The sequence below is a fragment of the Streptomyces sp. NPDC093600 genome, assembly GCF_044764755.1.
Lineage (GTDB): Bacteria > Actinomycetota > Actinomycetes > Streptomycetales > Streptomycetaceae > Streptomyces.
This window is the reverse complement of sequence record NZ_JBIWIU010000002.1, coordinates 341,922-367,203: the sequence shown is the minus strand read 5'-3', so window position 1 is coordinate 367,203 and position 25,282 is coordinate 341,922. Positions and strand designations below refer to the sequence as shown.

The 25,282-nt window shown below is 69.0% G+C and carries 18 protein-coding genes and 1 riboswitch; of the genes, 11 read left to right on the top strand and 7 right to left on the bottom strand.

The window, feature by feature from the left end:
* Positions 1–55 precede the first annotated feature (55 nt).
* Positions 56–640, bottom strand: coding sequence for an RICIN domain-containing protein (locus ACIRB4_RS07320; protein WP_403289047.1), 585 nt, complete (start codon positions 638–640; stop codon positions 56–58).
* Between the two features lie 238 nt (positions 641–878).
* Between ACIRB4_RS07320 and ACIRB4_RS07315 the strand changes: the two genes are divergently transcribed.
* From ACIRB4_RS07315 to ACIRB4_RS07305, 3 genes are all read left to right on the top strand, one after another.
* Positions 879–1,760, top strand: a complete 882-nt coding sequence (locus ACIRB4_RS07315) for an N-acetylmuramoyl-L-alanine amidase (protein WP_403289045.1) — start codon at positions 879–881, stop codon at positions 1,758–1,760.
* Positions 1,761–1,850: 90 nt separating this feature from the next.
* The gene (locus tag ACIRB4_RS07310) at positions 1,851–2,702 is read left to right on the top strand and encodes a DUF5336 domain-containing protein (RefSeq protein ID WP_403289044.1); all 852 of its coding nucleotides are present in this window, start codon (positions 1,851–1,853) and stop codon (positions 2,700–2,702) included.
* A 120-nt stretch (positions 2,703–2,822) separates the two neighbouring features.
* Positions 2,823–3,833, top strand: a complete 1,011-nt coding sequence (locus tag ACIRB4_RS07305; protein ID WP_403289043.1) for an LLM class F420-dependent oxidoreductase — start codon at positions 2,823–2,825, stop codon at positions 3,831–3,833.
* 89 nt (positions 3,834–3,922) lie between these two features.
* Here ACIRB4_RS07305 and ACIRB4_RS07300 read toward each other — a convergent pair whose 3' ends face one another.
* Positions 3,923–7,090 carry an FG-GAP-like repeat-containing protein gene (locus ACIRB4_RS07300; protein ID WP_403289041.1) on the bottom strand — a complete coding sequence of 1,056 codons (3,168 nt, stop codon included), beginning with the start codon at positions 7,088–7,090 and terminating at the stop codon, positions 3,923–3,925.
* Positions 7,091–7,630: 540 nt separating this feature from the next.
* On the opposite strand from ACIRB4_RS07300, the gene ACIRB4_RS07295 reads away from it, so the two are divergent.
* The 6 genes from ACIRB4_RS07295 to ACIRB4_RS07270 all read left to right on the top strand — a co-directional run bounded on the left by ACIRB4_RS07295 (position 7,631) and on the right by ACIRB4_RS07270 (position 17,837).
* On the top strand, positions 7,631–15,490 hold the full coding sequence (locus tag ACIRB4_RS07295) for a ricin-type beta-trefoil lectin domain protein (RefSeq protein WP_403289040.1): 7,860 nt from the start codon (positions 7,631–7,633) through the stop codon (positions 15,488–15,490).
* The gene (locus ACIRB4_RS07290) at positions 15,487–15,948 is read left to right on the top strand and encodes a hypothetical protein (protein WP_403289039.1); all 462 of its coding nucleotides are present in this window, start codon (positions 15,487–15,489) and stop codon (positions 15,946–15,948) included. The genes ACIRB4_RS07295 and ACIRB4_RS07290 overlap by 4 nt, the downstream gene beginning before the upstream one ends.
* Before the next feature lie 289 nt (positions 15,949–16,237).
* Positions 16,238–16,558: a helix-turn-helix domain-containing protein gene (locus tag ACIRB4_RS07285; RefSeq protein WP_403289038.1), complete on the top strand. Its 321-nt coding sequence runs from the start codon at positions 16,238–16,240 to the stop codon at positions 16,556–16,558.
* Entirely contained in the window at positions 16,525–16,782 is a 258-nt protein-coding gene (locus tag ACIRB4_RS07280; RefSeq protein ID WP_403289036.1) for a winged helix-turn-helix domain-containing protein, read from the top strand. The genes ACIRB4_RS07285 and ACIRB4_RS07280 overlap by 34 nt, the downstream gene beginning before the upstream one ends.
* The gene (locus tag ACIRB4_RS07275) at positions 16,707–17,312 is read left to right on the top strand and encodes an IS630 family transposase (RefSeq protein ID WP_403289035.1); all 606 of its coding nucleotides are present in this window, start codon (positions 16,707–16,709) and stop codon (positions 17,310–17,312) included. Before ACIRB4_RS07280 ends, ACIRB4_RS07275 begins: the two co-directional genes overlap by 76 nt.
* A gap of 231 nt (positions 17,313–17,543) precedes the next feature.
* Positions 17,544–17,837, top strand: coding sequence for a hypothetical protein (locus ACIRB4_RS07270; protein ID WP_356895709.1), 294 nt, complete (start codon positions 17,544–17,546; stop codon positions 17,835–17,837).
* A gap of 137 nt (positions 17,838–17,974) precedes the next feature.
* Here the strand turns inward: ACIRB4_RS07270 and ACIRB4_RS07265 are convergent, their stop codons facing one another.
* From ACIRB4_RS07265 to ACIRB4_RS07255, 3 genes are all read right to left on the bottom strand, one after another.
* The gene (locus tag ACIRB4_RS07265; RefSeq protein ID WP_403289033.1) at positions 17,975–19,051 is read right to left on the bottom strand and encodes a prenyltransferase; all 1,077 of its coding nucleotides are present in this window, start codon (positions 19,049–19,051) and stop codon (positions 17,975–17,977) included.
* Positions 19,048–19,812, bottom strand: coding sequence for a class I SAM-dependent methyltransferase (locus ACIRB4_RS07260; protein ID WP_403289032.1), 765 nt, complete (start codon positions 19,810–19,812; stop codon positions 19,048–19,050). The genes ACIRB4_RS07265 and ACIRB4_RS07260 overlap by 4 nt, the downstream gene beginning before the upstream one ends.
* Positions 19,813–19,924: 112 nt before the next feature.
* Positions 19,925–21,262: a glycosyltransferase family 4 protein gene (locus ACIRB4_RS07255; RefSeq protein WP_403289031.1), complete on the bottom strand. Its 1,338-nt coding sequence runs from the start codon at positions 21,260–21,262 to the stop codon at positions 19,925–19,927.
* 230 nt (positions 21,263–21,492) lie between these two features.
* Here ACIRB4_RS07255 and ACIRB4_RS07250 point away from each other — a divergent pair, with 230 nt between their 5' ends.
* Positions 21,493–22,149, top strand: a complete 657-nt coding sequence (locus ACIRB4_RS07250) for a TetR family transcriptional regulator (protein ID WP_403289030.1) — start codon at positions 21,493–21,495, stop codon at positions 22,147–22,149.
* A gap of 30 nt (positions 22,150–22,179) precedes the next feature.
* Here ACIRB4_RS07250 and ACIRB4_RS07245 read toward each other — a convergent pair whose 3' ends face one another.
* Both ACIRB4_RS07245 and ACIRB4_RS07240 read right to left on the bottom strand, forming a co-directional pair.
* Positions 22,180–22,413, bottom strand: a complete 234-nt coding sequence (locus ACIRB4_RS07245) for a ferredoxin (RefSeq protein ID WP_403289029.1) — start codon at positions 22,411–22,413, stop codon at positions 22,180–22,182.
* The gene (locus ACIRB4_RS07240) at positions 22,413–23,882 is read right to left on the bottom strand and encodes an aldehyde dehydrogenase (RefSeq protein ID WP_403289028.1); all 1,470 of its coding nucleotides are present in this window, start codon (positions 23,880–23,882) and stop codon (positions 22,413–22,415) included. Before ACIRB4_RS07240 ends, ACIRB4_RS07245 begins: the two co-directional genes overlap by 1 nt.
* Positions 23,883–24,002: 120 nt before the next feature.
* On the opposite strand from ACIRB4_RS07240, the gene ACIRB4_RS07235 reads away from it, so the two are divergent.
* Positions 24,003–25,043: an MBL fold metallo-hydrolase gene (locus tag ACIRB4_RS07235; protein WP_403289027.1), complete on the top strand. Its 1,041-nt coding sequence runs from the start codon at positions 24,003–24,005 to the stop codon at positions 25,041–25,043.
* 74 nt (positions 25,044–25,117) lie between these two features.
* A riboswitch (cobalamin riboswitch) is annotated at positions 25,118–25,250 on the top strand.
* The last annotated feature ends 32 nt before the right edge of the window (positions 25,251–25,282 follow it).

Genomic DNA, 25,282 nt, shown 5'->3' with positions numbered 1-25,282 from the left:
GAATCCGGACGGTCGGGGCGAGTCCGCGAGAACCACGCGGACCCGTCCTGCGCCGTCAGGTCGCCGAGCCGCCCAGGCGGATGACCCAGCGGCGGGAGTTGTCGTCATCGCAGGTGAACTGGACCATGCGCACGTTGTTCTCGGTCGACCGGCCACCGGCGACCGTCGCGCACTTGTTCGTCTGGACGTTCACCACCTGGTAGGAGGTGCCGCCCCAGTTGGTCAGGCGCCAGCGGCGCGAGGGGTCGGAGTCGCAGTTGAACTGGACGAGCGGGTGGTTGTTGGCGGTGGACCGGCCGCCGGCGACCGTCGCGCACTTCCCGCTGTGGAGGTTGACCAGCTGGAAGGAGTCGCCGTTCCAGTTGGTGATCCTCCAGCGGCGTGACCGGTCGGTGTCGCAGTTGAACTGGAGGAGTTCGAGGTTGTTCTCGGCGAGTGTGCCGCCGCTGAAGGTCATGCACTTGCCGGTCTGCAGGTTCCGGAACTGGAAGGCGGCCCCGGAGATCCGGGCTTCCGAGGTGGTGGTGTCCGCCGCGGGGCGGGCGACCGCGGGGAATGGCAGGAGCAGAGTGCCTCCGGCCAGGAGGATCGTCGACGTCGTCAGGAGACGACGGGACCGCGTTTCCTTGCGTAGTCGCATGGGACCGCTCCTCTCGTGTGGATGAGAAGGGAGGGGACGGCGGCCGCCTTAACCACTATCAGCGGGTCCCGTTCACCGCGCAAACGCGGGGCACCGACCGTTGCCCGCTCAACCAGTCGGTCTCCACCAGCCGGTCTCCACCAGTCGGCCCCAATCGGCCTCCACCAGTCGGTCTCAACCAGTCGGTCCGGGGCCGCCGATACGGGCAATCCGGCGCCGGAACGCCTACAGTCACGGGGTGCCGTACGACCACCGCAAGCTTCTCGCCCTCCCTCTCGCCCTTCCCGTCGCCCTGACCGCCTGTGCCGCCCTCGCGGCCTGCGGGGGCCCCGGGTCGGCCGCGCAGTCCCCCCGTAGCGCCGACGCCAAGGCCACGGCGCCGGGCACCGGCGAGGCGACCGCCAGCGGCACCGCCACCGACCCCGCCGGGACGCCGCCGAAGGCGCTGCCGCTGGCGGGGCGGACGGTCGTCATCGACCCCGGGCACAACCCCGGCAACTTCCGTCACCCGAAGGAAATCAACCAAAAGGTTGATATCGGGACGCATCGCAAGGAGTGCGACACCACCGGCACCTCCACGGACGCGGGGTACACCGAAGCCGCGTTCACCCTCGACGTCTCCCACCGCCTGCGCGACCTGCTCAAGGCCCAGGGCGCCGAGGTCGTCCTCACCCACGACGCCGACCGCCCCTTCGGGCCCTGCATCGACGAGCGCGCCCGGACCGGCAACGCCGCCCGCGCGGACGCCGTCGTCTCCGTGCACGCCGACGGCTCCGCGGCCGGCAACCGCGGGTTCCACGTGATCCTGCCCGCCCGCGTCCGGTCCGGCACCGCCGACACCACGGCGATCGTCGGACCCTCCCGTACCCTCGGCGAGGACATCGCCCGGCACTTCGCCCGGGCCACCGGGACCGCGCCCGCCAACTATCTGGGCTCCGGCACGGGGTTGGACGTCCGCGACGATCTCGGCGGACTCAATCTCTCAACCGTCCCCAAGGTCTTCGTCGAATGCGGCAATATGCGTGATCCGAAGGACGCCGCACTGCTGACCGATGCGGCGTGGCGCCAGAAAGCGGCGCGGGGAATCGCGGACGGCATCAGGACCTACCTCAAGGGGTAGAACCGGCGGGCGATAGATTCGCTCCGTACGATGGGGCCGCCCCCGTGCTTCGCGCCACCCCGACGAGACGACCCGACGAAGGATTTTTACGTGAATATCCGCTCCCTCACTCGAGGCGATGGCGTGGTGATCGGTGCAGCGGTGGTGCTGTTCATCGCCTCGTTCCTCGGCTACTCCAGCTGTGAAGGCCCGTACTGCGACACGGTCGGCTCCCCGTTCTCCTGGGAGTTCTCCCCCCTGGGCTGGGGCGCCTTCCTCCTCGGCATCGTGGGCGCCGCTCTGGTGATCCTGTCCCACGCGCTTCCCCAGCCCCGCAAGGTCGCCGGCCTGGAGCTCGGTCAGATCGGCGTCGCATTCACCGTGGCGGCGGCCTGGACCCTGCTGATGTGGATCTTCGAGTCGGAGAAAGCCGGTGTCGGCCTCATCCTCGGCCTGATCGCCTCCCTGGTCCTCGCCGGTGCGGCCATCGCCGCTCCGCTGGTGCCCGCCCTGAAGAGCCCGCTGCTCGGCGCCCCGAAGCCGCAGACCGCGCAGCCGTACGGCATGCACCCCGGCCAGCCGGGCCCGCAGGGCGTCGCCGGGGGCTACGGCTACCCGGGCGCCCAGCAGCAGCCCTACGGCGCCCAGCCCCACCAGTCGTACGGCGGCCAGCCGCAGCCCGACCCGCAGGCCGCCCAGGCGCAGCAGCCGGCCCCGGTGCAGGCCCAGCAGCACGCGCCGGCGCAGAGCGAGCAGCCCGCGGCGGACTTCGCGCCGTTCTGGTTCGCCGTCCCGGTCGCCCGCCCGCTGTACGCGGAGGACGGCTCCCCGACGCCGATCGCCGAACTGGCCCCCGGTACGTGGTACCTGGCGGTCGAGCAGCGCGGTCCCGGCCTGGTGGCCCAGACCCAGGACGGCCGCCGCGGCGTCCTCCAGGACACCACCGGCATCCAGCGCGGCTGATCGCTCACCCCGCATCACCGACGACGGCCCCCCGCCCGGAATCCCTTCCGGGCGGGGGGCCGTTGCCGTACAGTCCCCCCATCCGCACCTGACGTACCGTCAGAAAGGTTGGTGGGGGCCATGCGGCTCGGACTCGCGCTCGGCTACTGGGGGCGCGGCCCCTCCCCCGCCCACCTCGGCCTCGCCCGCGAGGCCGAGCGGCTCGGCTACGACTCCGTGTGGACCGCCGAAGCCTGGGGTTCGGACGCGTTCACCGCGCTGACCTGGATCGCCGCGCACACGAGCCGGATCCGGCTGGGCACCGCCGTCGCACAGGTGGCCGCCCGGACGCCGACCGCCACCGCCATGCACGCGCTCACGCTCGACCACCTCTCCGGCGGCCGGATGATGCTCGGGCTCGGCCTCTCGGGGCCGCAGGTCGTCGAGGGCTGGTACGGCCGCCCCTTCCCCCGCAGCCCGCTGACGGCGACCCGCGAGTACGTGGACGTGATCCGCCAGGTCCTGCGCCGCGAAGGGCCGGTCGCGCTCGACGGGCGGTTCCACTCCCTTCCGTACGCCGGGGAGGACGGCACAGGGCTCGGGAAGGCCCTGAAGCCGATCACCCACCCCTTGCGCCGCGACCTCCCGGTCCTCCTCGGCGCCGAAGGACCGAAGAACATCGCGCAGACGCTCCGGATCGCCGACGGCTGGCTTCCGCTCTACTGGTCGCCGACGCGCCACACCGAGGTGTACGCGCTGCCCGAGCGGCTCCCCGAGGGCTTCATGGTCGCCCCCCTGGTCCGCGCCCAGGTCTGCGACGACCCGGCCGAGGGCCTGCTGCCCGTCAAGGCGATGCTCGGGTTCTACATCGGCGGCATGGGCCACGCGGCCCGTAACTTCCACGCCGACCTGATGGGCCGCATGGGGTACGAGCCGGCGGCCCGGCGCGTCCAGGAACTGTTCGCGGCCGGCCGCCGCGAGGAGGCCGTGCTCGCCGTCCCGGACGCCTTCGCGGACGAGATCTCACTCGTCGGCCCGAGGGAACGGATCGCCGAACGGCTCACGGAATGGCGCAAGGGCCCGGTGACCGACCTCCTCGTCACGGCACCGGACCCGGCCACGCTGCGGGTGCTCGCGGAGCTGAATGCCTAGGGTTTCGCGCCATCTCGTGTCGGAGGTCACGACTCCCCGACTGACGGCCAGTGGCAGCCCGGCTTGAAGTAGCCGGGCTGCCAGGTGCTCTATCCGAAGGACTTGATGCTGTTCCAGTTCACCCACAGGACGGTCCTGGCGGGTGCGTTGGTGTTGGTGGTGGACGGGTAGTAGACCGTGAAATGACCGTTGGAGGCGGTCCGGGCCCAGATGTCGGGAACGCCGTCGCCGTTGACGTCGGGGATGCCGACTGCCGCGGAGATGGCTGCCTCGGTCCAGCCGGTGCCGTAGGAGACGTCTCCGTTGAGGGAGTTGGAGGCGAGCATCAGTGAAGGAAGGCTGACGCTGCCGGATCCGGAGGCGCCGGGCCTGCCGTGGCGGACGTTGATCGCGCCGCCGTCCAGGTCGCGCCACAGAAGGTCGGGGGTGCCGTCCTTGTTGATGTCGGCGACGTTGACGATGTCGCGTCGGCCCCATGCGCCGCCGTTCATCAGGGTGGCTTCCTGGAAGGTGCCGCCGCTGTATCCGGACAGGAACCAGAATGCGGTCCCGGCGCGCAGGAAGATGTCCGGGAGCTTGTCTCCGGTGACATCACCGACAGCCTTGATCTGGGTCCACGTCGACGGGGCGGGCGCGTTGGCCGGCAGCTCGACTTCCAAGCGGTTGTCGACGTTGAAGCTGCCGTAGCCGTCACCGGGGTACAGCCAGAAGCTTCCGTCCGGAGTACGGGCGAACAGGTCGGTCGAGCCGTCGCCGGGGTAGGCGTCCTGGTAGTGGGAGATCAGGGCTGCCTTGCCGGTTGCGGGGTCGTACCAGTGGCCGGCGGGATTGATCTCCTTGTCCTTGCCTCCGTAGGAACCGGGCATGCCGGCGTAGAGCTCACCGCCGGCAGATCCGGACATGGTCTGGAGGTTGCCACTGGCGTCGATGATCAACAGGTCGACGATGTCGTCGCCGCCGATGTCACCGGGGCCGTCGGCCCTGTCACGCGGCTGCACGTAGAACGTGTAGTCCGCGCGGCGGCTCTGGTTGCCGACCGCGTCGAGCGCGTAGACCTGGAGGCCGTTGGGGCCGGCGTGCGGCGGTTTGAGCGCGGCCACCGTGGCCGAGCCGTTCGAGGCTGCCACTTCCTGGTAGCTGAGACCCTCGAAGCCGTACTTGAACTTGGTGGCCTCGGGGGACGTGAAGGTGATCGAGCCGGTACCGCCGAACTTCACCGTGGCCCACGTCGCACCGTCAGGGGTGGCAGCCGGGAAGGCGTCGCTGCTGACCTTGGGTTGGGACGGCGCGGAGGCGTCGATCGTGATGCGGCAGGGCTCGGTGCCTGCGGGGAACCAGGTGGACACGCTGCCGGAGGTGTCTTCGGCTCGTACGTCCCAGGAGTAGACGGCTTTGTCCTCGAGCGTGGTCGAGGCGACGATGAAGGTGGCCTTGCCGCTGGACAGGTTCGTCACGAGCGTGCCGGCGGGGACGGTGCCGCCGGTCTTCCAGAACCTGAAGCGCAAGCCCTTGAGGTTGCCGTCGGGGTCGGTCGCCGTGGCGGAGAAGGTGATGTTGGTTCTGCCGATGGTGACGCCAGTGTCTGGACCGGGGTTGCACGCGCCGCCGGGCGATGACGTTCCGCCGGTCGGCTCTTTGGGAGGCCGGTTGTAGTCGACTTCAAGGGTCGCGGACGTGGCCTTGAACTTGCGCCATGTCTGCACGTCGGACTCGCTGGTGGCCCGCATGCCGAAGGTGAGCGAGGCCCATCCGCTGTCCGCGCCCTTCTGCGCGGCGGCTCTGACGTCGAAGGCCTCGTACTCGTCGGGGCAGGAGGTCGACCAGCCATGGGCGAACGACTTCTTCTGAAGAAGGGTCGACCAGCTGGGTTGTGCGTTCCAGGTGGTGCTGGAGGAGATGGCGCCGGTCAGATAGAACTGGAACTCACGTGCCGTGCAGGACCAGGAGTGGTTGTTGAGGACCTTGAAGGTCGCGCGGCTGATGGTGGCGCCCTTCAGGCTGCTGGAATAGCCCATGCGCCAGAACGAACGGGCCGTACCACCGGTGTCGCTCTCATGACCGACACGGGCGTCGGAGGTGCCCGAGCTGAAGTTCGTGCCGTTGTAGAAGCTGGTGTTCGGATAGGGCTTGTAGGCAGTGGTCCATGCCTGCCAGCCGCTGATGAGGGTCGGGTCGACGAAGACGGGGAACTGCGCGTCCTTGTCGGCCAACAGCCCAGCGGCTGCCACGTCCATTCTGAGGCGCGCGACACCGGTACCGTCACCGTCGAGCCGGAGCGTCATCGGTGCGTGACGGGAACCGGGCTCCATCCCTGAAAGCCCAGGCAGCTTCAGGACGTCCTCGGGTGTTTCCACGGATGGTGCCGGCTGGTGCGTCATGGTCTCGGGGTCCCGGCCACTGGAGTCCCAGGTGAAAGGCGTCGGGACCGAGCCGATCTGGTGGCCTTCCTTGTCCTGCACGATCACACGGTCGATCTCGGCATCGTGCCGGAAGATCGCCGTGTTGGAGTGCAGTCCGTAGGAGACGGTGGCCAGTGCTGCGTTCTTCGCCGCTTCGGGGGTCTTGACGATGAGGAGCTGGGCGAAGCCGCCCTCCTCACGGGCTACGACAAGCAGGTCGACGCCGGGCAGCACCTCTGCGTACAGAGCGCGGGGTCCGTCGAGCACCGGCTCGGGCAGCGCACCTGGCCAGGTGTAACTGATGGTGTGCCCATCGAGCTCCACCTCGGCGAGAACGCTGCCGGCCGGGGTTTCCTCGGCCTGAGGGTTGAGGGGCGCACGGGCGTAGGAGCGGGAGACGCGGGAGTTGTCCTGGGCGCCGTTCGAGAACCGGACAGGGTGGACGGCGTTGACCGGTTCGATACCCAGTACGTGCGAGCCCTTGCGTGTGCGCTTGAGCGTGGTGTCTATGGGAGCCCACTGGCCGTCGGCGGTCTTCGCCCGCTGGGGAAGGGCGTGGATCTGGGTGCGGAGCTGGCCATTGGGCAGCGCCCAGGTCATGTGTGTCGCGGTGGTCGCCGCGTCGACCCGTACCTTCTTGCCGCTGCGTACAGCTTCCGCCATGGCCACGGCCTCGTCGCGAGGTGCGGTGGAACCCTGCTTCGCCTTCGTCGGCGGTTTCCCACCGGCGACTGACGGCTGGCCAGCTTGCCACCAGGGCAGGAGGGCGGTCGTGACGGCGGCGAGTACGAGGCCGATGGTCACGGACAGCCGCGTGCGCGTGCGCACGAAAGGACTGAGAAGACGAGGCACGGTCACGGCGGTCTACTCCCGTGGGGACCAGAGGGATTGACGACAACACAGCCAGCCCCGGGTTGAGCGGTCTCGGGACACGGGCGCCCACACGATCACATGTCCTGCGCAAGTCGTCCACAAGTGAAGAGGTTGTTAATTCGTTATGTGAAGACGGGAGCTTCTGTACCCCAAAGCCACTTATGGCGGAATCGCCCAATCCGCTGAGACGGTTTGCGTCTCATGCGGCTCACTTCCCGATACGACCGGTAGATCACCAGCAATGCGATCTCGACGGGTTGGTTCAGTGATCACAATCACTTCTCTCCCGCAATGGCGCCTGCCGTGACCTTGAACTACGCCGCTTCAGTGACGGAGAGTTCACGCGCGTATGCACTGGGGGCAGGCGTGCGCGCCGTGGTGTCCAGCGCCGCATTTCCTTCTTTTTCGTTCCTTTTGCTGGGGTGGGAGTAGCCGCTTATGCGTGCTTCAGATCCGCCGTCATGGCTCGGGCGTGGACGCCTGGTGTTGACGGAGTCAGTTCGACGGCGTCGGCGGCGAAGCCGCATGGCGACCGTCCTTTTGTTGTCGTCGGCACTGACCGTGTCGACCCTCACGGGGCAGGCTTGGGCTGTCCCGGACGACGGGATGAGCCGGACGGAGTCGACCGCCCAGGTCGACCTGCCTGAATTGCCCGAGGCGGATCCGGTGCCTTCCGATCCCGCTGGTGAGACGAATTTGGTCACGCCACCGGATGAGTCGGTGGTGACCTATGAGCCGAAATCGGTTACTCCGTGGCCGTCGGGCTCCGGCACCGCGACGCTGACGCCGGACATGACACCGGGAGGGTCGACGACGCCGGCGACCAACAATCTGCCGGTTGAGCTGGGTGTACCGGAGGGCGGCGACCCAGCGGGCGTCGCCGGTACCTGGACGATCGACGTCAAGCCCTCGGAGGCGTCCCAAGACGCGGGCGTCTCAGGCCTGGTCATGAAGGTGACCCCGCCGGATACGGTCGACCCGGCCGCCGAGGTCGCCCTGGCCGTCGATACGAGTGGCTTCGCCGACCTCTACGGACCGCAGGCCGCCGATCGCTTCGGTCTGATGTTGCTGCCCGAGTGCGTCTATTCCTCACCGACCACCGGTGACTGCGCAGACGGTGACGGCACCGAGACCATGTCGCTCAACGACGGCGACAAGGACGTCAAGAACGGCAAGGCCCACTTCCAGCCACTGGAATCATCCGTAGAGGTCGTGGCAGCGAAGGGCGCCCCCAAGACCGACACCGCGAAGAACTCGTCTCCCCGTAAGGTCCTCACGGGCACCATTCCCGTCTCCAGCCTGCTCGGCGAGGGCTTCACCTCCCGGACGAGCAAGGCCTCCTACCAGGGCGGGGTTCAGCCTGTTACCAACGTCCCCAGCGGCGCTGCGGTCGGCATGCTCGACACCGGTTCGTCGGTGCAGGGTGACTTCACCGCCTCGCCGCTGCTGTCGTCGGGTTCGTGGTCGGCGGGTTCTTCTTCCGGCGCGTTCACCTACGGCTACCAGGTGCAGGTCCCGGAAACCGCCGGCGGCCTGGCGCCGAAGATCAACCTGGGCTACTCCTCGCAGTCGGTGGATGGTCGTACGTCTTCCACGAACAACCAGGCTTCCTGGGTCGGTGACGGTTGGGACTACAACGCGGGTTCCATCACCCGTACGTACGCCAACTGCCGTCAGGACTCCAAGAAGGCCGGCTCCAACAACGCCACGCACCGCACCGCGGACCTGTGCTACGGCTCGGAGAACGCCACCCTGTCGCTGGGTGGCATGACCACCGAGCTGGTGTGGGACGCGGCCAAGGGCACGTGGTTCACCGCCAACGGTGACGGCTCGAAGATCGAGCGGATCAAGGACACCAGCCGCGACCCGCGTTCGGGGATGAAGGACGCCGACGGTGAGTACTGGGTCGTCACCACCAAGGACGGCACCAAGTACCACTTCGGTCTGAACAAGCTCCCGGAGTGGTCGGACAACGGCACCGCCGCCGACGACCCGTACACCGACTCGGTTCTGGCCGTTCCGGTGTACGGCAACCACGCCGGTGAGCCGTGCTACAAGGCCGGTGACTGGAAGAACTCGGCCTGCAACCAGGCCTGGCGCTGGAACCTCGACTACGTCGAGGACATCCACGGCAACGCGATGTCGCTGTGGTGGAAGCGCGATGTCAACTACTACGCGAAGAACTTCAACTTCAAGGCCCCGGTCGAGTACCACCGCGACGGCTACCTGTCCCACATCGACTACGGCCAGCGCAAGGACAGCATCTTCTCCGCGTCCGCTCCGGCGCGGGTGAACTTCTCCGTCGAGGAGCGCTGCTTCACCGAGAACACCCTGACCTGCACGGACGCGAACTTCGCGGACAAGGACCCGGGCAAGTACCGCATCTGGTACGACACCCCCGCGAGCCTTCGCTGCGTGGCCGGCAAGAAGTGCTGGAACGCCGGTCCGACCTTCTGGACCCGCAAGCGTCTGGACAAGATCACCACCTCCGCCCAGCGCCGCACTGACACGACGGCCCGCCAGGCGGTGGACGAGTATCAGCTCAAGCAGAGCTTCGCCGAGCTGAAAACCGGCCCGAACACCGCCCTGTGGCTGGAGTCCATCCAGCGCACCGGCTACGGCCCCAAGGGGGTCACGGATCCCGGGTTGACACTGAACCCGGTCCGGTTCGAGCCCAACATCGATGACATGCCGAACCGCGTCAAGGCGTTCAACCCGAACCGGCCCGGCTTCTCCCGCCTGCGCATCACACGCGTGATCAACGAGTACGGCGGCGAGTCCGTCGTCACCTACAAGCCCATCGAGGGCGACTGCGCCACCGGCACCGGCCTGCCGACCAAGACGGACACGGCCGGACTGAAGGCCAACAACCGCCTGTGCTACCCGACGTACTGGAACCCCGACCCAGAAGTCGAGGAAATCGACTGGTTCCACAAGTACGTCGTGGCCAAGGTCGAGGAACTGCCGAACATCGACGGCACGACCGGTACCACCACCAACTACGTGTACAAGAACCCGGGCTGGAAGCTGGCGGAGCAGGAGTTCACGAAGAAGTCCCAGCGCACGTACTCGCAGTTCGCCGGCTTCGAACAGACCACCGTCATCACGGGTGAGGACAACCCCGACTTCAACGCCAAGCGGACCAAGGCAGTCACGCGCTACTTCCGTGGCATGGGCGACACCGTCCCCGTCAAGGACATCACCGGCGCCGAAATCGCCAAGGACGACGAGCCCTTCGCCGGCCGCATAGCCGAGGAGCTCACCTACACCGACGCCGCCAAGGCCGACACCGACTGGCTCACCCGAAGTGTCACGGTCCCGGCGGCGACCGAGCTCGGCAAGCGCGACCGTGACGACGGCCTGACCTCGCTGAAGGCCTGGCGCGTCACAGACGCCCGCACTGTCTCCCACACCAAGTCCTCCGGCACGAACACCGCCGACGATCGCACCGAGCGGGCCGTCGAGACGCGGACGACATACGACAGCGACTACGGCCTTCCCGTGCAGGTGGAGTCGTTCGGCGACACCGGCAGATCAGGTGACGAGTCGTGCACGAAGCTCGAGTACCTGCACCACACGCCGAAGCACCTCATCGGTCTGACGAAGCAGGTTCTCGTCTCACCGACGCTGTGCAAGGACGCGACATGGACGAGCCTCACCTCGTTGACGTCAGCGCTACGTACCGCCTACGACGGCGCGGCATACGGAGGGGCGCTCGCATGGGACTCCCGTGGTCTCGCCACCCAGACGTTCACGCTGAACGGCGAGGGCACCGACTTCCAGCCGGGCAACACGACCGACTTCGACGAGGTCGGCCGAGTCGTCCGAGTCACGGACCCCGACAAGAACGCCTCCACGATCACCTATGACCCGCCCACCGGGCAGGTGTTCAAGGTGACCCAGGCCAACGCCCTCGCTCACACCCAGGTCCAGGAACTGGAACCCGGCCGCGCCGTCGCGCTCAAGACGACCGACGCGAACGGCCATGTCAGTGAGGCCAAGTACGACCAGCTCGGCCGCCTCATAGAGGCATGGGCACCCGGCCGCACGCCATCGTCCTCGTCCGTAGCGGACTTCCGGGCTGTCTACACCATCTCGGGGGAGAAATTTGCCCCCGATCCGGAGGACGCCACCAAGACGGTTCAGATTCGCATCCCCGCCTACGTCACCACGTACACGCGCAAGGACAAGAACCGTGTCGAGCAGGCGGTCACGATCTACGACGGCCTCGGTCGTGAGCGCCAGACGCAGGAGGAGGCGACCAACGATGGCTGGCTGATCACCGATTCCCTGTACAACGGCTCCGGCGAGGTCTGGCAGACCAACAACGCCTACTACGCCGACGATGTGAAGCCGGGCGAGCTGTATCCGCTGCCGCCGGATACACGTGTCCCCAACCTCACGCGTTACGAATACGACGGTCTCGGCCGCGTCATTGTGGAGATGCCCTACTTCAACGCCGTCGTGGACCCCAAGACAGAGGGAGGATCCCAGTCGACGGGGGCTAAGGAGCGAGCCACGAAGTACGAGTACGGCCAGGACTGGTCGATGGTCATCCACCCGCAGGGAACGTCGTCTTCCCGGGTCTACACCGACGCGCTCGGTCGTACCGCTCGAGTCGAGACGCTCGTCGGCCAGGGGCCCGCGGTTCACACGTCGATGTCGTACGAGTACGACGCGCGCGGACAGATGGTGAAGGCCACCAGCTCGGCCGACCCGACACGCCCCTGGTCCTGGACGTTCGACCACCGCGGCCGCATGGTGACCGCGACCGACCCGGACTCGGGAACGACCCGAACCAGTTACGACCAGTACGACCGGCCTCTCACCGCCACCAACGCCCGCGGCGTCACCGTATGGAACGGCTATGACGCCCTGTCGCGTCCCACGCAACAGCGTCTGGATGACAGTGAGGGCAAGCTTCTGGCGGACTTCACCTACGACAGCGCACCAGGCGGCGCGGGCATGCCCGCCACCGCCACGCGTTACACCGACGACCTGGCGTACACCCAGAAGGTCGACGGCTACACCAAGGACTACCAGCCGACGTCCACCACTCTGTCCCTGCCACAGTCGATCGCCGACGACTGGGGTTTCGCCAAGGACTACACGCACACGTACAAGTACAGCGACACCGGCCAGCTGAAGGAGATGGGGCTCCCCGCAGTCGGCAGGTTCGACGCCGAGAAGCTCATCCTTCGCTACAACAAGGACGGTCTGCCGCTCTCGATCTCGGGCAAGGGCTGGTACGGCTCCGAGACCGCCTACGACCACCACGGTCAGGTCCTGCGCTCGACCCTGGGAGCCCAGCCCTACCGGGTGTGGACGCAGAGTGTGTTCGACGAAGGCGGTGGTGAGCTCAAGGAGCAGTCTGTCTACCGCGAGCAGACCGGCGACAAGAGCTTGGTCGGCGGCAACCTGGTCTCCAACCGGGCCTACACCTACGACCCGGCCGGCAACGTCACCTCGATCCAGGAGAAGTCCCTCGGGATCGAGGAGCGGCAGTGCTTCGACTACGACCCGATCGGTCAGCTGAAGAAGGCGTGGACCTCCGAGGACCAGGCGAACTGCACCACGCCGAAGAGCACCGACGGCACGCTCAACGTCACCGCGGGCAAGGACACGTCCGGCTACTGGCAGGAGTACGAGTACGACCTGCTCGGAAACCGCACCAAGCTCACCGAGAAGAACCTGACCGGTGACACCTCCAAGGACGCCGTCAGCACGTACACGTACGGCAAGGGCGACGGCACCCAGCCGCGCACGCTGACCAAGGTGACCAAGAGCTACGTCACCCCTGCAGGTGCGCAGGTGACCGCCGCGGCCCAGCGTGTGTACGAGCTGACCGGCGAGACCAAGTCGGTCGCCTCGATCCAGAACGGCGACAAGCAGGAGCTGACGTGGACGCATGACGGCCAGGTCGAGCGGATCACGGGCCAGGGCAGCGGCGGCAAGACCCCGTACGTGGGCCTCGGCCAGAAGTGCCTCGACCTCAAGTCCGGCCTCGCCGCGGCCAGCCAGCCGATCCAGCTGTACGCCTGCAACGCCTCAGTGGCGCAGAACTTCAAGTTCACACCCACCCCAGGCTCCGAAACGGCGCCGCAGAGCGACCCGAACCGCGGCACGCTCTCGGCGTACGACACCTGGTGCCTCCAGCCGGCCGCCAACACCGCGGGCTCAGCCCTTCAGATCCAGCGGTGCAGCGGCTCGGCCGCCCAGGAACTGAAGCGCACCGCCGCCGGCCAGCTCACCCACATCGCCTCCGGCCTGTGCCTCGCGGTCCAGGGCGCGGCGAATGTGAACGGCACCCCGATCGTGCTCGCCACCTGTGACGCCGCTTCCGCGGCCCAGCAGTGGCTGCCGCAGAACGACACCCGTCACATCTACGGCCCCGGCGGGCGCCTGCTGACCATCCAGGGCAAGCAGGCGACCCTGCACCTGGGGGAGGCCGAGGTCACCGTCCAGCAGGGCGGCGTCCTGGTGAACACCCAGCGCACCTACTCCGCCCCCGGTGGCGCGGTCATGCGTTACGCCAACGGGACGGGTGCGGAGACCTTGGTCGCCCAGACGGGTGACCACCAGGGCAGCATGTACACCGAGGTCTCACTCGACAGCACCATGAACGTCCGGATCCGCAAGCAGGATCCGTTCGGCAACGAGCGTGGCGCAGATGCCACCGCGAACAACCTTCAGTCCCACAAGGGCTTCCTGGGTAAGACGCGGGACGACGCCTCCGGCTACACACCGCTGGGCGCCCGTCTCTACGACCCGGGCGTCGGACGCTTCCTGTCCGCCGACCCGATCCTGGACCTGAACGACCCGCTGCAGTCCAACGGGTACGCCTACGCGCACAACAACCCGGTCACGCATGCCGACCCGACCGGTCTCGCCATCTCCCTGACCGCTTCGGAGAAGTCCGCGGCCCTCGCGGGTGCCGGCCTGTCCCCGGCGCAGGTCGCGCAGGCACAGGCCACCATGGGCAAGTCCCTGACCTCGGTGATCCTCGCCACGGCCTGGAACGTGATCGCTGAGTTCGTCGGCATCAACGACGTCCTGGGGTGCTTCGGCGGCGACATGTGGTCCTGCGTCGGCCTCATCACCAACGCGATCCCGGTCCTCAAGGTCTTCAAGCTGCCGGCCGTTCTGAAGGCCATCGGCCGCACCATTGACGCCATCCAGGCGTTCAGGACGGCGAAGAAGGCCGCGGAAGCCGTACTCAGGGCAGCCAAGGCCGCGGAGGCCGCTGCCCTCAAGGCCAAGATCGCGGCCATCGAGAAGGCCAAGAAGGCAGCGCAAGCGGCCAAGAAGAAGGCCGCTGAACAAGCCAAGAGAACAGCCGACAAGGCAGTCCAAAAGACAAAGAAGACCGGAAACCCCGTCCAGAAGCAGGCGCAGGCAAAGGCCGCTCCAAAGGCGTCCTCCGCAGGAAACGGCAGCAAGGGCAAGGCCAGTACCTCCAAGTCCGGCGGCAGCGCCGGCGCCTCCTCGCGCAACAAGGGCGGCAGCAGCGGCAGCGGCGACTCCGGCAAGGCCGAGGGTGGTGCGGTTTCCTGCACCAAGCCGGACAACAGCTTTGTGCCGGGCACGAAGGTCCTGATGGCCGACGGCTCCACCAAGCCGATCGAGGAAATCAAGACCGGCGACAAGGTCGTGGCGACCGACCCGAAGACCGGGGAGACCCGAATCGAGACGGTCACCGCGGAGATCAAAGGCCAGGGCCTCAAGCACCTGGTCAAGGTCACCATCGACACCGACGGCAAGGCGGGCACGAAGACGGCCGAGATCACCGCGACCGACGGCCACCCCTTCTGGGTCCCTGAACTCGCCAAGTGGATCGACGCCGCCGACCTCAAGTCGGGTCAGTGGCTCCAGACCGGCAGCGGCACCTTCGTCCAGGTCGCCGCGATCCAGCGCTGGACCACACAGGGCGCCACGGTCCACAACCTGACCGTCTCCGACCTCCACACGTACTATGTGCTGGCAGGGGCCACGCCGGTCCTGGTTCACAACTGTGGTGGAACGCAACCCGGACACTCCGATCTTTGCAGGTGCGACCCGGAGAAGCCCCGCAGCGAGGTTGTCCTGGACGCGGACTCGTTCGAACAGGCCAGAAACCAGGCCTTGGATACCGTGGGGCCCATCGACACCGGTTCGTGGCAGCGTCGGCAGGGGACGATGGAATCTGCGGTCGACACCTTCGGTAGGGATACCGGGTTCACTGCGACCAGCGGTGGGGAATATAGGTCGTTCCGCCTGGATACCGACGACCGAATCGGCCCGCACATCAATGTGATGACAGGTAAGGGCGCGTCGGTTCGAAAATGGGCGATAAGGTTCCCTGGCGGAAGCGGGGGTATTTCGACGTGGTTGAGGCGGAACGTATGACCGACGGTAGTTCTTATGGGAGTCATCCGGAATACCTTCCGGACTTCATGAATGACCCCCGCGACGATGACGGCCGGCAAGTGATGAAGCTGGATCTCGCCGAGAACCGCGCGCTGGCGGCAGCGACGCTGAGTAAATTTCCGGCTGCTACCGGCGACGTGATCGACTTCGAGTCCACTCCGTTCGAAGAGCGCGTCTGGTGGGACGATGAGGAGCACTGGACGAGGATGGCGGCGGAGCTGCTCTCCTCGTACGTACAGCGTGGTGAGCGGATCGCCGTCATCTGGGGCAACTATCTGATGCCGGCCGTGACCATGCCTGCGGATGTTGCGGTGCGACATGCGCGGGACATCCTGGACGCCGGGCCGCACTTTTGGATCCACCCGCTTGGCAGTTCGGTGCTCATCGAATGCCTAATGGATGGGCAAGTGACGGTCGTGACGATTCCGTCAAGCTGAGTGCAGAACCAGTGAGAACGCCCCGCCGGGGAATCGGTGGGGCGTTCTCACTGGTCTGCAATCGTTGTTCGCAGCCAGGCGGCCAAGCGGCAAGATTCGGAATTGCCTGAGTAGGTAACGCGGAGCCGAATACGGTCCGCGAATTGCGATCGGGAACCAAGCTGAGAGAGCGCGTGGCGCCCCTTCCTGCGCAACCTGAAGAGGGGGCGTTACGGGTTTGACGGCAACGGTGACGCTGAGGTTGAAAGGGTGGGGTGACAGGGGGCGTTGGCGGTGCTACATCCTCGTCATGAGGTATGCGGATGGCGGCGGTCTGACCGCTGCGGGGCGGGCGAAGCGTGAGGCGGTGCGCTTCGAGGCCGCGGAGATGTTCGGGCAGGGGGTACGGCCTCCTGAGGTGGCCCGCAGGTTGCGGGTGTCGCGGAAGTCGGCGTACGCCTGGCACGCCGCCTGGCGCCAGGGCGGCAGAGCGGCTCTGGTGTCCAAGGGGGCGGCGGCTTTCCGTGTCAGCTCAGCGATGATCAGGCAGAACGCCTGCAGGTCGAGCTGGAGGCCGGCCCGGTGGCGCACGGCTGGATGGAGGACCAGCGGTGGACCCTGGCGAGGGTAGCGGAGCTGATCCACCGCCTGTTCGGCTACCGGTACACCCCGCGTGGGGTGTCGTATCTGCTGCACCGGCTGGGCTGGTCGCCCCAGGTTCCCGTGCACCGGGCGGTCGAGCGGGATGAGCAGGCCGTCGCGCGGTGGCGGACGGAGCAGTGGTCACGGGTAAGAGGGCGGCCCAGCTCCTGGGCGCGTGGATCGTCTTCGAGGACGAGGCCGGGCAGGACCTGAAACCTGGCAAGGGCCGCACCTGGTCACGGCGAGGCCGGACGCCGCTGGTCAAATTGGTGGGCAAGGGTTCCGGCCGGGTCCTGATGGCCGGGCTGATCTGCGTCAGACCGGGCCGCGAAACCCGTCTGATCTACCGGACCCAGACCTACCGGGGCCGTACCGGCGAGAAGAAAGGCTTCCGGGCCCGCGAGTTCGCAGACCTCCTGACCGCTGCCCGTCGGCAACTCGGCGGTGCCCCGCTGATCGTGGTGTGGGACAACGCCAGCACCCATCACGCCAAACCCTTACGGGAGTTCTGCGACCGCAACAGCGACTGGCTCACCATCGTCAAGCTCCCGCCCTACGCACCCGACCTCAACCCCGTCGAAGGCGTATGGGCCCACCTGAAGAAGTCCCTGGCCAACCTCGCACCCCGCACGATCGACGACCTCACCCCACTCGTGAAGAACCGCCTACGAGACATCCAACGCCGACCCGAAGTCCTTGACGGCTTCATAGCCGAGACCGGACTCGGGCTGGAACCTCCGTAGCCCTGCCACCCCACCCTTTCAACCTCAGCGGCAACGTCAGCGGGCAGTGGCACCGCAGAGCGGCGGGTTGTCGCTGTGACGGGTCGGCTCGTGGCCAGCAAGGTCATCAAGGGCGGCGCTGAGAGTGTCGGGCGTCTCGATGACGTCAGGCACCTCGGTCGGGGGCGACGTGCCACAACCCGCGCCACTCCGAACGGGTTTCGAACGGCGATGCGCGGCAAGGCGAGCGGTATGACTTCCGGACGGAGTAACACCACGCAAGCGGCGCGGGTGATCGCGATCGTCGCCGATGTCTTCGCCGCGATCATCGGTCTCTGGATCCTGATGTATCTGCTGGACGCCAACCGGGGCAACGGGCTGGTGGAGTTCGTCCAGAGCGTGGCCCGCTGGCTGGCGGGCTGGTCGCACGATCTGTTCACCTTCGACGAGGCGTGGGCGCGGGTGGTGGCCGGTTACGGTCTCGCCGCCGTCGTCTACCTCGTCGTCGGCCACACGGTGGCGGGGCGCCTGCTGCGCCGCCACTGAACCGGCCATCGGGCCGCCCGGGGTCATCGGGCCCCGGACGGCCGGGCGTTCACCCGCAGCAGTCCGGCTGGAGGACACCGGGCGCCGGGGCGTTCACCCGCAGCGGTCCGGCCCCACGCTCCCGTACGGTCGGCCGTTCACCCGCAGCAGTCCGGTTCCAGGCCCCTCGGCAGGCGCTCGCCGCCGAAGACGGCGACCGTCGCCTCGTCGCCGCCCAGGGCCGCCACCGCGAGCAGCAGCGACCCGGCCGTCCAGGCGGTGAGTTCCTCGGGCCATACCGCCCGGTTGCCCTCGAAGACGTACCCCGTCCAGTACATGCCGCCCTCGGCGCGCAGGTGCTGGATGGACTGGAGGATCTCCAGAGCACGGTCGGACTCGCCCATCGCCCACAGGGCGAGGGCGAGTTCGCAGCTCTCGCCGCCGGTGACCCACGGGTTGGGCAGCACGCAGCGGACCCCGAGGCCGGGGACCACGAAGTCGTCCCAGTGCGCGTCGATCCGGGCCTTGGCCCCCGCGCCGGTCAGGGCGCCACCGAGGACGGGGTAGTACCAGTCCATGGAGTAGCGGGACTTGTCGAGGAAGCGCTCGGGGTGGCTGCGGATCGCGTGGCCGAGGGCGCCCGCCGCCAGCTCCCAGTCGGGCTGGGGCTCCTCTCGCTCCTCGGCGATGGCGAGCGCGCAGCGCAGCGCCTGGTGGATGGAGGAGCTGCCGGTGAGCAGGGCGTCCTCGACGGGGGTGCCGTCGGGCTCCCGCTTCCAGCCGATCTGGCCGCCGGGGCGCTGGAGGGCGAGGACGAACTCGACGGCGGCGTAGACGACGGGCCACATCCGGTCGAGGAAGGAGTCGTCGCCGGTCGAGAGGTAGTGGTGCCAGACGCCGACGGCGATGTACGCGACGAAGTTGGTCTCCCGGCCCCGGTCGGTGACGTCGGCCGGGTCGCCGTCCTGGTAGGCGGCGTACCAGGAGCCGTCGGAGTTCTGGTGGCGGGCGAGCCACTCGTAGGCCCGTGCGGCGGCGGCGTGTTCGCCGGCCGTGTCCAGGGCCATGGCGGCCTCGGTGTGGTCCCACGGATCGAGGTGGTGGCCCCGGAACCAGGGAATCGCCCCGTCCTCCCGCTGGACGGCGAGTATCCCGGCGACGGTCTCAGCGGCCTGCTCGGCGGTGAGGACCCCGGGCAGGAGGAGGTGTTCGGCGATGCGCTCCGGAGAGGTCACTTGGCGACGTCCGCGGAGGTCCCGGAGGCGGCCTTCGGCAGGTGCGGCTTGGTCGCGTACGCCACGAAGCTCTTGCCGACGACCGGGTTGAGCAGCTGCTCGGCGACCCGGGTCAGGGCGGGCTTCTTCATGATGTCCCAGACCAGGAGCTTGTGGTACGCGCGGACCGGCAGCGCTGCGTCTTTACCGTCCCTGCCCACTCCGAAGGCGCACTTCAGCCACCAGTACGGCGAGTGCAGGGCGTGCGCGTGGTGGGTGCCGTACGGCCTGAGGCCCGCCTGGCGGATCTTGGCGAGGAGTTCGTCGGCCTTGTAGATGCGGATGTGGCCGCCCTCGACCTCGTGGTACGCGTCGGACAGCGCCCAGCAGACCTTCTCGGGGCCGTAGCGCGGGACGGTGATCGCGATCCGGCCGCCGGGCTTCAGGACGCGGACCATCTCGGCGAGCACGCCCTTGTCGTCCGGGATGTGCTCCATGACCTCGGAGATGATGACGACGTCGAAGGACTCGTCGGGGAAGGGCAGGTTGAGCGCGTCGCCCTCCATCGCGGTGGCCGTCGCGCCGGCGGGGGCCTCGCCCGCCTCCTTCATCGCGGCGAACCACGTGGCGACCTCGCGGATCTCCTCGCCGTTCTGGTCGAGGGCCACCACCTGGGCGCCGCGCCGGTAGCACTCGAAGGCGTGCCGGCCCGCACCGCAGCCCAGATCGAGCACGCGGTCGCCGGGGGCGAGCGGGAAGCGGGTGAAGTCGACGGTCAGCACGGGGTCGTCCTGCTTTCGGTGTTGACGGGAGTTTGCGGGCGGTCGTCCCGCCGGGCGGGACCGGTGGGCACGACCGGACCACCGGGCCGCACCCGGCGAACGGGGCGAGGTGTCACCGGGCGCCCCCGCGCACCCGAGCGCCCCCGCGCGCCCCGGCACCCCGCGCGGCGATCGCCTCCCGGTACAGCTCGGCGGTGCCCTGGGCCGCGCGCGCCCAGGTGAAGCGGGCCAGGACCCGTGCGCGTCCGGCGGCGCCGAGCCGGGCGCGCAGCTCCGGGTCGTCGAGCATCCGGCCGAGGGCGGTGGCCAGCGCGTCCGCGTCGCCCGGGGGCACCGCGAGGCAGGTCTCGCCGTCGCGTCCCGCGACCTCGGGGATCGCGCCGCCGGTGGTGGCGACGAGCGGGGTCCCGGTGGCCATGGCCTCGGCGGCCGGCAGCGAGAACCCTTCGTACAGCGACGGCACGCAGGACACCTGGGCCGAGCGCACGAGGTCCACGAGTTCGGCGTCGGTGATGCCCTTGACGAACTCGACGGCGTCCGTGAGTCCGTACCGCTCGATGGCCTGGGCGACCGGCCCGTCCTCGGCGCGCCTGCCGACCACGACGAGGTGGGCGGCCGGGTTCTCCGTACGGAGTTTGGCGAGCGCCTCGACGAGGTGGACGAGGCCCTTGAGGGGCACGTCGGCACTGGACGTGGTGACGATCCGGCCGGGGAACTCGGCGACCGAGGGGTCCGGGGACCACAGGGCCGTGTCGGCGCCGATGTGGACGACCCGGATGCGGTCGTCGCGTACGCCGAGGTGGTCGACGATCTCCTGCCGGGAGGTGCCGGAGACGGTCAGCACGGACGGCAGTCGGCGGGCGACCCGCTTCTGCATCCGGGTGAAGGCGTACCAGCGGCGTACGGAGGCGCGGCGCTTCCAGTCGGCGGCGGCGTCGAGTTCGAGCTGCCGGTCGACGGTGATGGGGTGGTGGATCGTGGTGACGAGGGGCGCGCCGAGGTCGCCGAGCAGGCCGTAACCGAGCGTCTGGTTGTCGTGGACGACGTCGAAGTCGCCGCGGCGGGCGGCGAGCAGGCGCCGGGCGCGCAGGGAGAAGGTGAGGGGCTCCGGGAAACCGCCGGTCCACATGGTGGCGACTTCGAGGGCGTCGATCCAGTCGCGGTACTCGTCGCGCCCGGGGGTCCGGAAGGGGTCCGGCGAGCGGTAGAGGTCGAGGCTGGCGAGCTCGGTGAGCGGGACGCCCTCGTCCAGGACGGGGTACGGCTGCGAGCCGATGACCTCCACGCTGTGGCCGAGCCGGGCGAGCTCGCGGGAGAGGTGCCGGACGTAGACGCCCTGGCCGCCGCAGAACGGGTTTCCCTTGTACGTGAGCAGAGCGATCCGCAACGGACGGTCACCGCGGTCGGTGACGCCCTGGCGGGGGCCTGACTCTATGGCCTCAGCGGTCACTCGCTGCCCCCTTCGAGCGTGCGTTTCGCGGGAGCGTAACCGCTCGCGCTAATCTAGAACAAGTTACAGACTTGATCGCTCTTGATCGTTCAAGGTGCACTGAATCTACCGGCAGGTAGGCCCGCCGTAGGAGCCGCATCAGGTGATTCGCGCCACGGCGGGCGCCCCGCCATACTGTCGCTGCCCCACCGCCGCCGTCGCGCTCGGCGGTCCGCACGGAACGGGACTCCATGACCGCGGAAGACAGACCCGCCTCGCCGCCCCTGACAGAGCGCCAGGAGGCGCGTCGCCGCCGCATCCTGCACGCCAGCGCCCAGCTGGCCGGGCGGGGCGGCTTCGACGCCGTACAGATGCGCGAGGTCGCCGAGGCGGCCGGGGTGGCGCTCGGGACGCTGTACCGCTACTTCCCTTCCAAGATCCATCTGCTGGTCGCGACGATGCAGGACCAGCTCCAGCACATGCACACGACCCTGCGGAAGCGGCCGCCCGCGGGCGACAGCTCGGCGGAGCGGGTGGCGGAGACGCTGATGCGGGCGTTCCGGGCGCTGCAGCGGGAGCCACAGCTGGCGGACGCGATGGTCCGGGCGCTGACCTTCGCGGACCGGAGCGTGAGCGCCGAGGTGGACACGGTGTCGCGGCTGACGACGGCGATCATCCTGGACGCGATGGGTGCGGAGCACCCGACTCCGGAGCAGCTGTCCGCGGTGCGGGTGATCGAGCACACCTGGCACTCGGCGCTGATCACCTGGCTGTCGGGCCGCGCCTCGATCGCCCAGGTGAAGATAGACATCGAGACGGTCTGCCGGCTGATCGACCTGACGGCACCGGGCGGGCCCGGCGGACCGGCCGCGCCCGCCCGGTCCACGGCTGATCGACCCGCCGGCTGATCGACCCGGCGGCGCGGACCGGGCCCGCCGTCACTCCTCGGGCGGGAAGACCGGTTCCCCGCCGTCGAGCAGGGTGATCAGGATCGCCTCCACCGGGCAGCCCTCGGCCGCCGCGAGCACACTCTCGCCGGCGTCCGTCTCCGGGCGCGTGGGGTGCGACTGGCGGGCCGAGTCGAGGCGGAAGCCGTCCGGGGAATGGCTCACGCACATCCCCGAGCCGATACACACCCCCCGGTCGACCTCCACGTGCCACCGGTCGCCCATCACGCACCACCCGGCCCCTCGTACCCGGCCGGCAGGTGGATCATCTTGTGCTCCAGATACTCGCCGAATCCCTCCGGGCCGAACTCCCGCCCCAGACCGGAGTTCTTGTAGCCGCCGAACGGGCCCAGCATGTCCAGGCTGAAGGTGTTCACGTTGAAGGTGCCGGTGCGCACCTGGCGGGCGAAGTCGATGCCGTGCTCCACGTCCCCGGTCCAGACGCTGCCGCTGAGCCCGTAGTCGGAGTCGTCGGCGAGCCGGAGCGCCTCGCTCTCGTCCCCGTACGGCAGGAGGCAGACGACCGGTCCGAAGATCTCCTCGCGGGCGATCCGCATGGAGTTGTCGACCTCGCCGAAGAGGGTCGGTTCGACGTACCAGCCGCGCTCCAGGCCGGCGGGGCGGCCGCCGCCCGCGAGGATCTTGGCGCCTTCGGCCTGGCCGATCCCGATGTAGTCGAGGGAGCGCTGCCGCTGGCGCCGGGCGACCAGCGGGCCGACCTGGGTGGCCGGGTCGAGCGGGTCGCCGACGACCAGCGCTCCGGCGGCCGCGGCGAACGCCTCGGCGATCTCGTCGTACCGGGAGCGGGGGGCGAGGATACGGGTCTGGGCGACGCACGCCTGGCCGTTGTTCATCCAGGCGGCCGGGACGATCCCGGCGACGGCGGCCTCCAGGTCGGCGTCGGGCAGGATGACGGCCGCGGACTTGCCACCGAGTTCGAGGGTGACGCGGGTGAGGTTGCGGGCGGCGACCTCCATGACGCGCTTTCCCGCCGCGACCGATCCGGTGAAGGAGACCTTGTCGACGCCGGGGTGGCCGACCAGGTACTCGCTGACCTCGCGGTCGGCGGGCAGGATGCTCAGGACGCCCTCGGGCAGCCCGGCCTCGGCCGCGATCTCGGCGAGGATGTAGGAGTCGAGGGGGGATTCCGGCGACGGCTTCAGGACCACCGTGCAGCCGGCCAGGAGCGCAGGACCCAGCTTCGCCGCCGCGGTGAACTGCGGCACGTTCCACGGCACGACGGCCGCGACCACGCCCACCGGTTCGCGCCGCACCATGATCGGCCCGAGGACTCCGGTGCGCCGGCTCTCGTACGGGAAGTCGCGGGCGACGGTGATCGCCGCGTCCCAGACCATCATCGCGCCGAGCGCCTGAGCGAGGACGCTCCAGGAGTACGGGGAGCCGTTCTGGGAGCTGATGGAGCGGGCGATCTCCTGGGGGCGCACGGCGATGGCGTCCTTGATCCGGGTGACGACCTCGATCCGCTCCTGGAGCGTCGTCCGGGGCCAGGGCCCGCGGTCGAAGGCCTCGCGGGCGGCGGCGACGGCCCGGTCGACATCGGCCCGGGAGGCGTGCGGCACGCGGCCGATGACCTCCTCGGTGTGGGGAGACACCACCTCGATGACCTCGCTGCCGAGGGGATCGGTCAACTCGCCGCCGACGAACAGCTTTCCGTGCTCCACAAGCTCGGTCATGGCCGACTGCCTCCCGGAATCCCCGACGTTTCTGACTGTGCCTCAGAACTGATACCAGTTCTAGTTATAGTGGGCAATGGTCGAGCAGTCGCCGCCGTGCCGTCGGAGAGATGAGGGCCCATGAGCCAGGTGACCGAGCACGGCGGAGGCGTCTGGTCCCTCCGCGTCCCCATCCCGGACAACCCGCTCGGCCACACCCTGGTCCACGTCCTCGACACCGACCGGGGTCCCGTCCTGATCGACACCGGCTGGGACGACCCGGACTCCTGGACCGAACTCACCGGCGGGCTCGCCGCCCTGGGCATCTCCGTACGGGACGTCCACGGCGTCGTCATCACCCACCACCACCCCGACCACCACGGCCTCTCCGGCCGGGTCCGGGAGGAGTCCGGCGCGTGGGTCGCGATGCACGCCGCCGACACCGCCGTCGTACGCCGCACACGGGAGTCGGAGCCGGAGGCGTGGCTCGACTACCTCGCCCGCAAACTGGCCGCCGCCGGCGCCCCCGAGGAGCACACCGCCCCGCTCCTGGCCGCCCGCGCCAGCGGCCGGTCGCGGGCCCTGCCGGGGCTGCGCCCGGCCCTGCCCGACCGCGAGATCCTGCCCGGGGAGCTGCTGGACCTCGCGGGCCGGCGGCTGCGGGCGGTGTGGACGCCCGGTCACACACCGGGCCATGTCTGCCTGCACCTGGAGGAGCACCACCCCACGCACCTGCCGGGGCACGGGAGGCTGTTCTCCGGCGACCATCTGCTGCCCGAGATCTCCCCGCACATCGGCCTCTACGAGGACCCGGACGACCACACCGTCACCGACCCCCTCGGCGACTACCTGGACTCGCTGGAACGGATCGGCCGCCTCGGCGCCGCCGAGGTGCTCCCCGCCCACCAGTACGCCTTCACCGACGCGGCCGGCCGGGTCCGCGAACTCCTCGACCACCACGAGGAACGGCTGACGGGCCTCCTCAGCCTGCTGGCCACTCCCCTGACCCCGTGGCAGCTCGCCGAGCGGATGGAGTGGAACCGCCCGTGGGAGCGGATCCCGTACGGTTCGCGGAACATCGCGGTCAGCGAGGCCGAGGCGCATGTGCGCCGGCTGGTCAAGCTGGGCCGCGCGGAGGCCGTACCGGGCACGGACCCGGTGGCGTACGCGGCGGTCCGCTGACCGTGCCCGGGGGCCGCGCCCCCTCGCCGAGGCGCGGTGTGAGGCGCCTCGCACCCACCGGCCGTCCGGGGTACGGCCCGGTAGAGTGTGCGAGTCGTCATCATGCCCGTACGGGGGGAAGCCGGTGCGAATCCGGCACTGACCCGCAACCGTGAGCCACCTCCGCGTGGTGAGTCGGAATGCCCCGCCCGGGACGTGACCGCCGGCACCGTCGAGGAATACGGAGCCGAGCCTGGTGC

Coding starts and splice junctions, on each gene's coding strand:
- ACIRB4_RS07320 (WP_403289047.1), bottom strand. CDS start 640: ATGCGACTACGCAAGGAAACGCGGTCCCGTCGTCTCCTGACGACGTCG.
- ACIRB4_RS07305 (WP_403289043.1), top strand. CDS start 2,823: ATGCGGCTCGGACTCGCGCTCGGCTACTGGGGGCGCGGCCCCTCCCCC.
- ACIRB4_RS07295 (WP_403289040.1), top strand. CDS start 7,631: ATGGCGACCGTCCTTTTGTTGTCGTCGGCACTGACCGTGTCGACCCTC.
- ACIRB4_RS07290 (WP_403289039.1), top strand. CDS start 15,487: ATGACCGACGGTAGTTCTTATGGGAGTCATCCGGAATACCTTCCGGAC.
- ACIRB4_RS07285 (WP_403289038.1), top strand. CDS start 16,238: ATGAGGTATGCGGATGGCGGCGGTCTGACCGCTGCGGGGCGGGCGAAG.
- ACIRB4_RS07280 (WP_403289036.1), top strand. CDS start 16,525: ATGGAGGACCAGCGGTGGACCCTGGCGAGGGTAGCGGAGCTGATCCAC.
- ACIRB4_RS07270 (WP_356895709.1), top strand. CDS start 17,544: ATGACTTCCGGACGGAGTAACACCACGCAAGCGGCGCGGGTGATCGCG.
- ACIRB4_RS07250 (WP_403289030.1), top strand. CDS start 21,493: ATGACCGCGGAAGACAGACCCGCCTCGCCGCCCCTGACAGAGCGCCAG.
- ACIRB4_RS07245 (WP_403289029.1), bottom strand. CDS start 22,413: ATGGGCGACCGGTGGCACGTGGAGGTCGACCGGGGGGTGTGTATCGGC.
- ACIRB4_RS07240 (WP_403289028.1), bottom strand. CDS start 23,882: ATGACCGAGCTTGTGGAGCACGGAAAGCTGTTCGTCGGCGGCGAGTTG.
- ACIRB4_RS07235 (WP_403289027.1), top strand. CDS start 24,003: ATGAGCCAGGTGACCGAGCACGGCGGAGGCGTCTGGTCCCTCCGCGTC.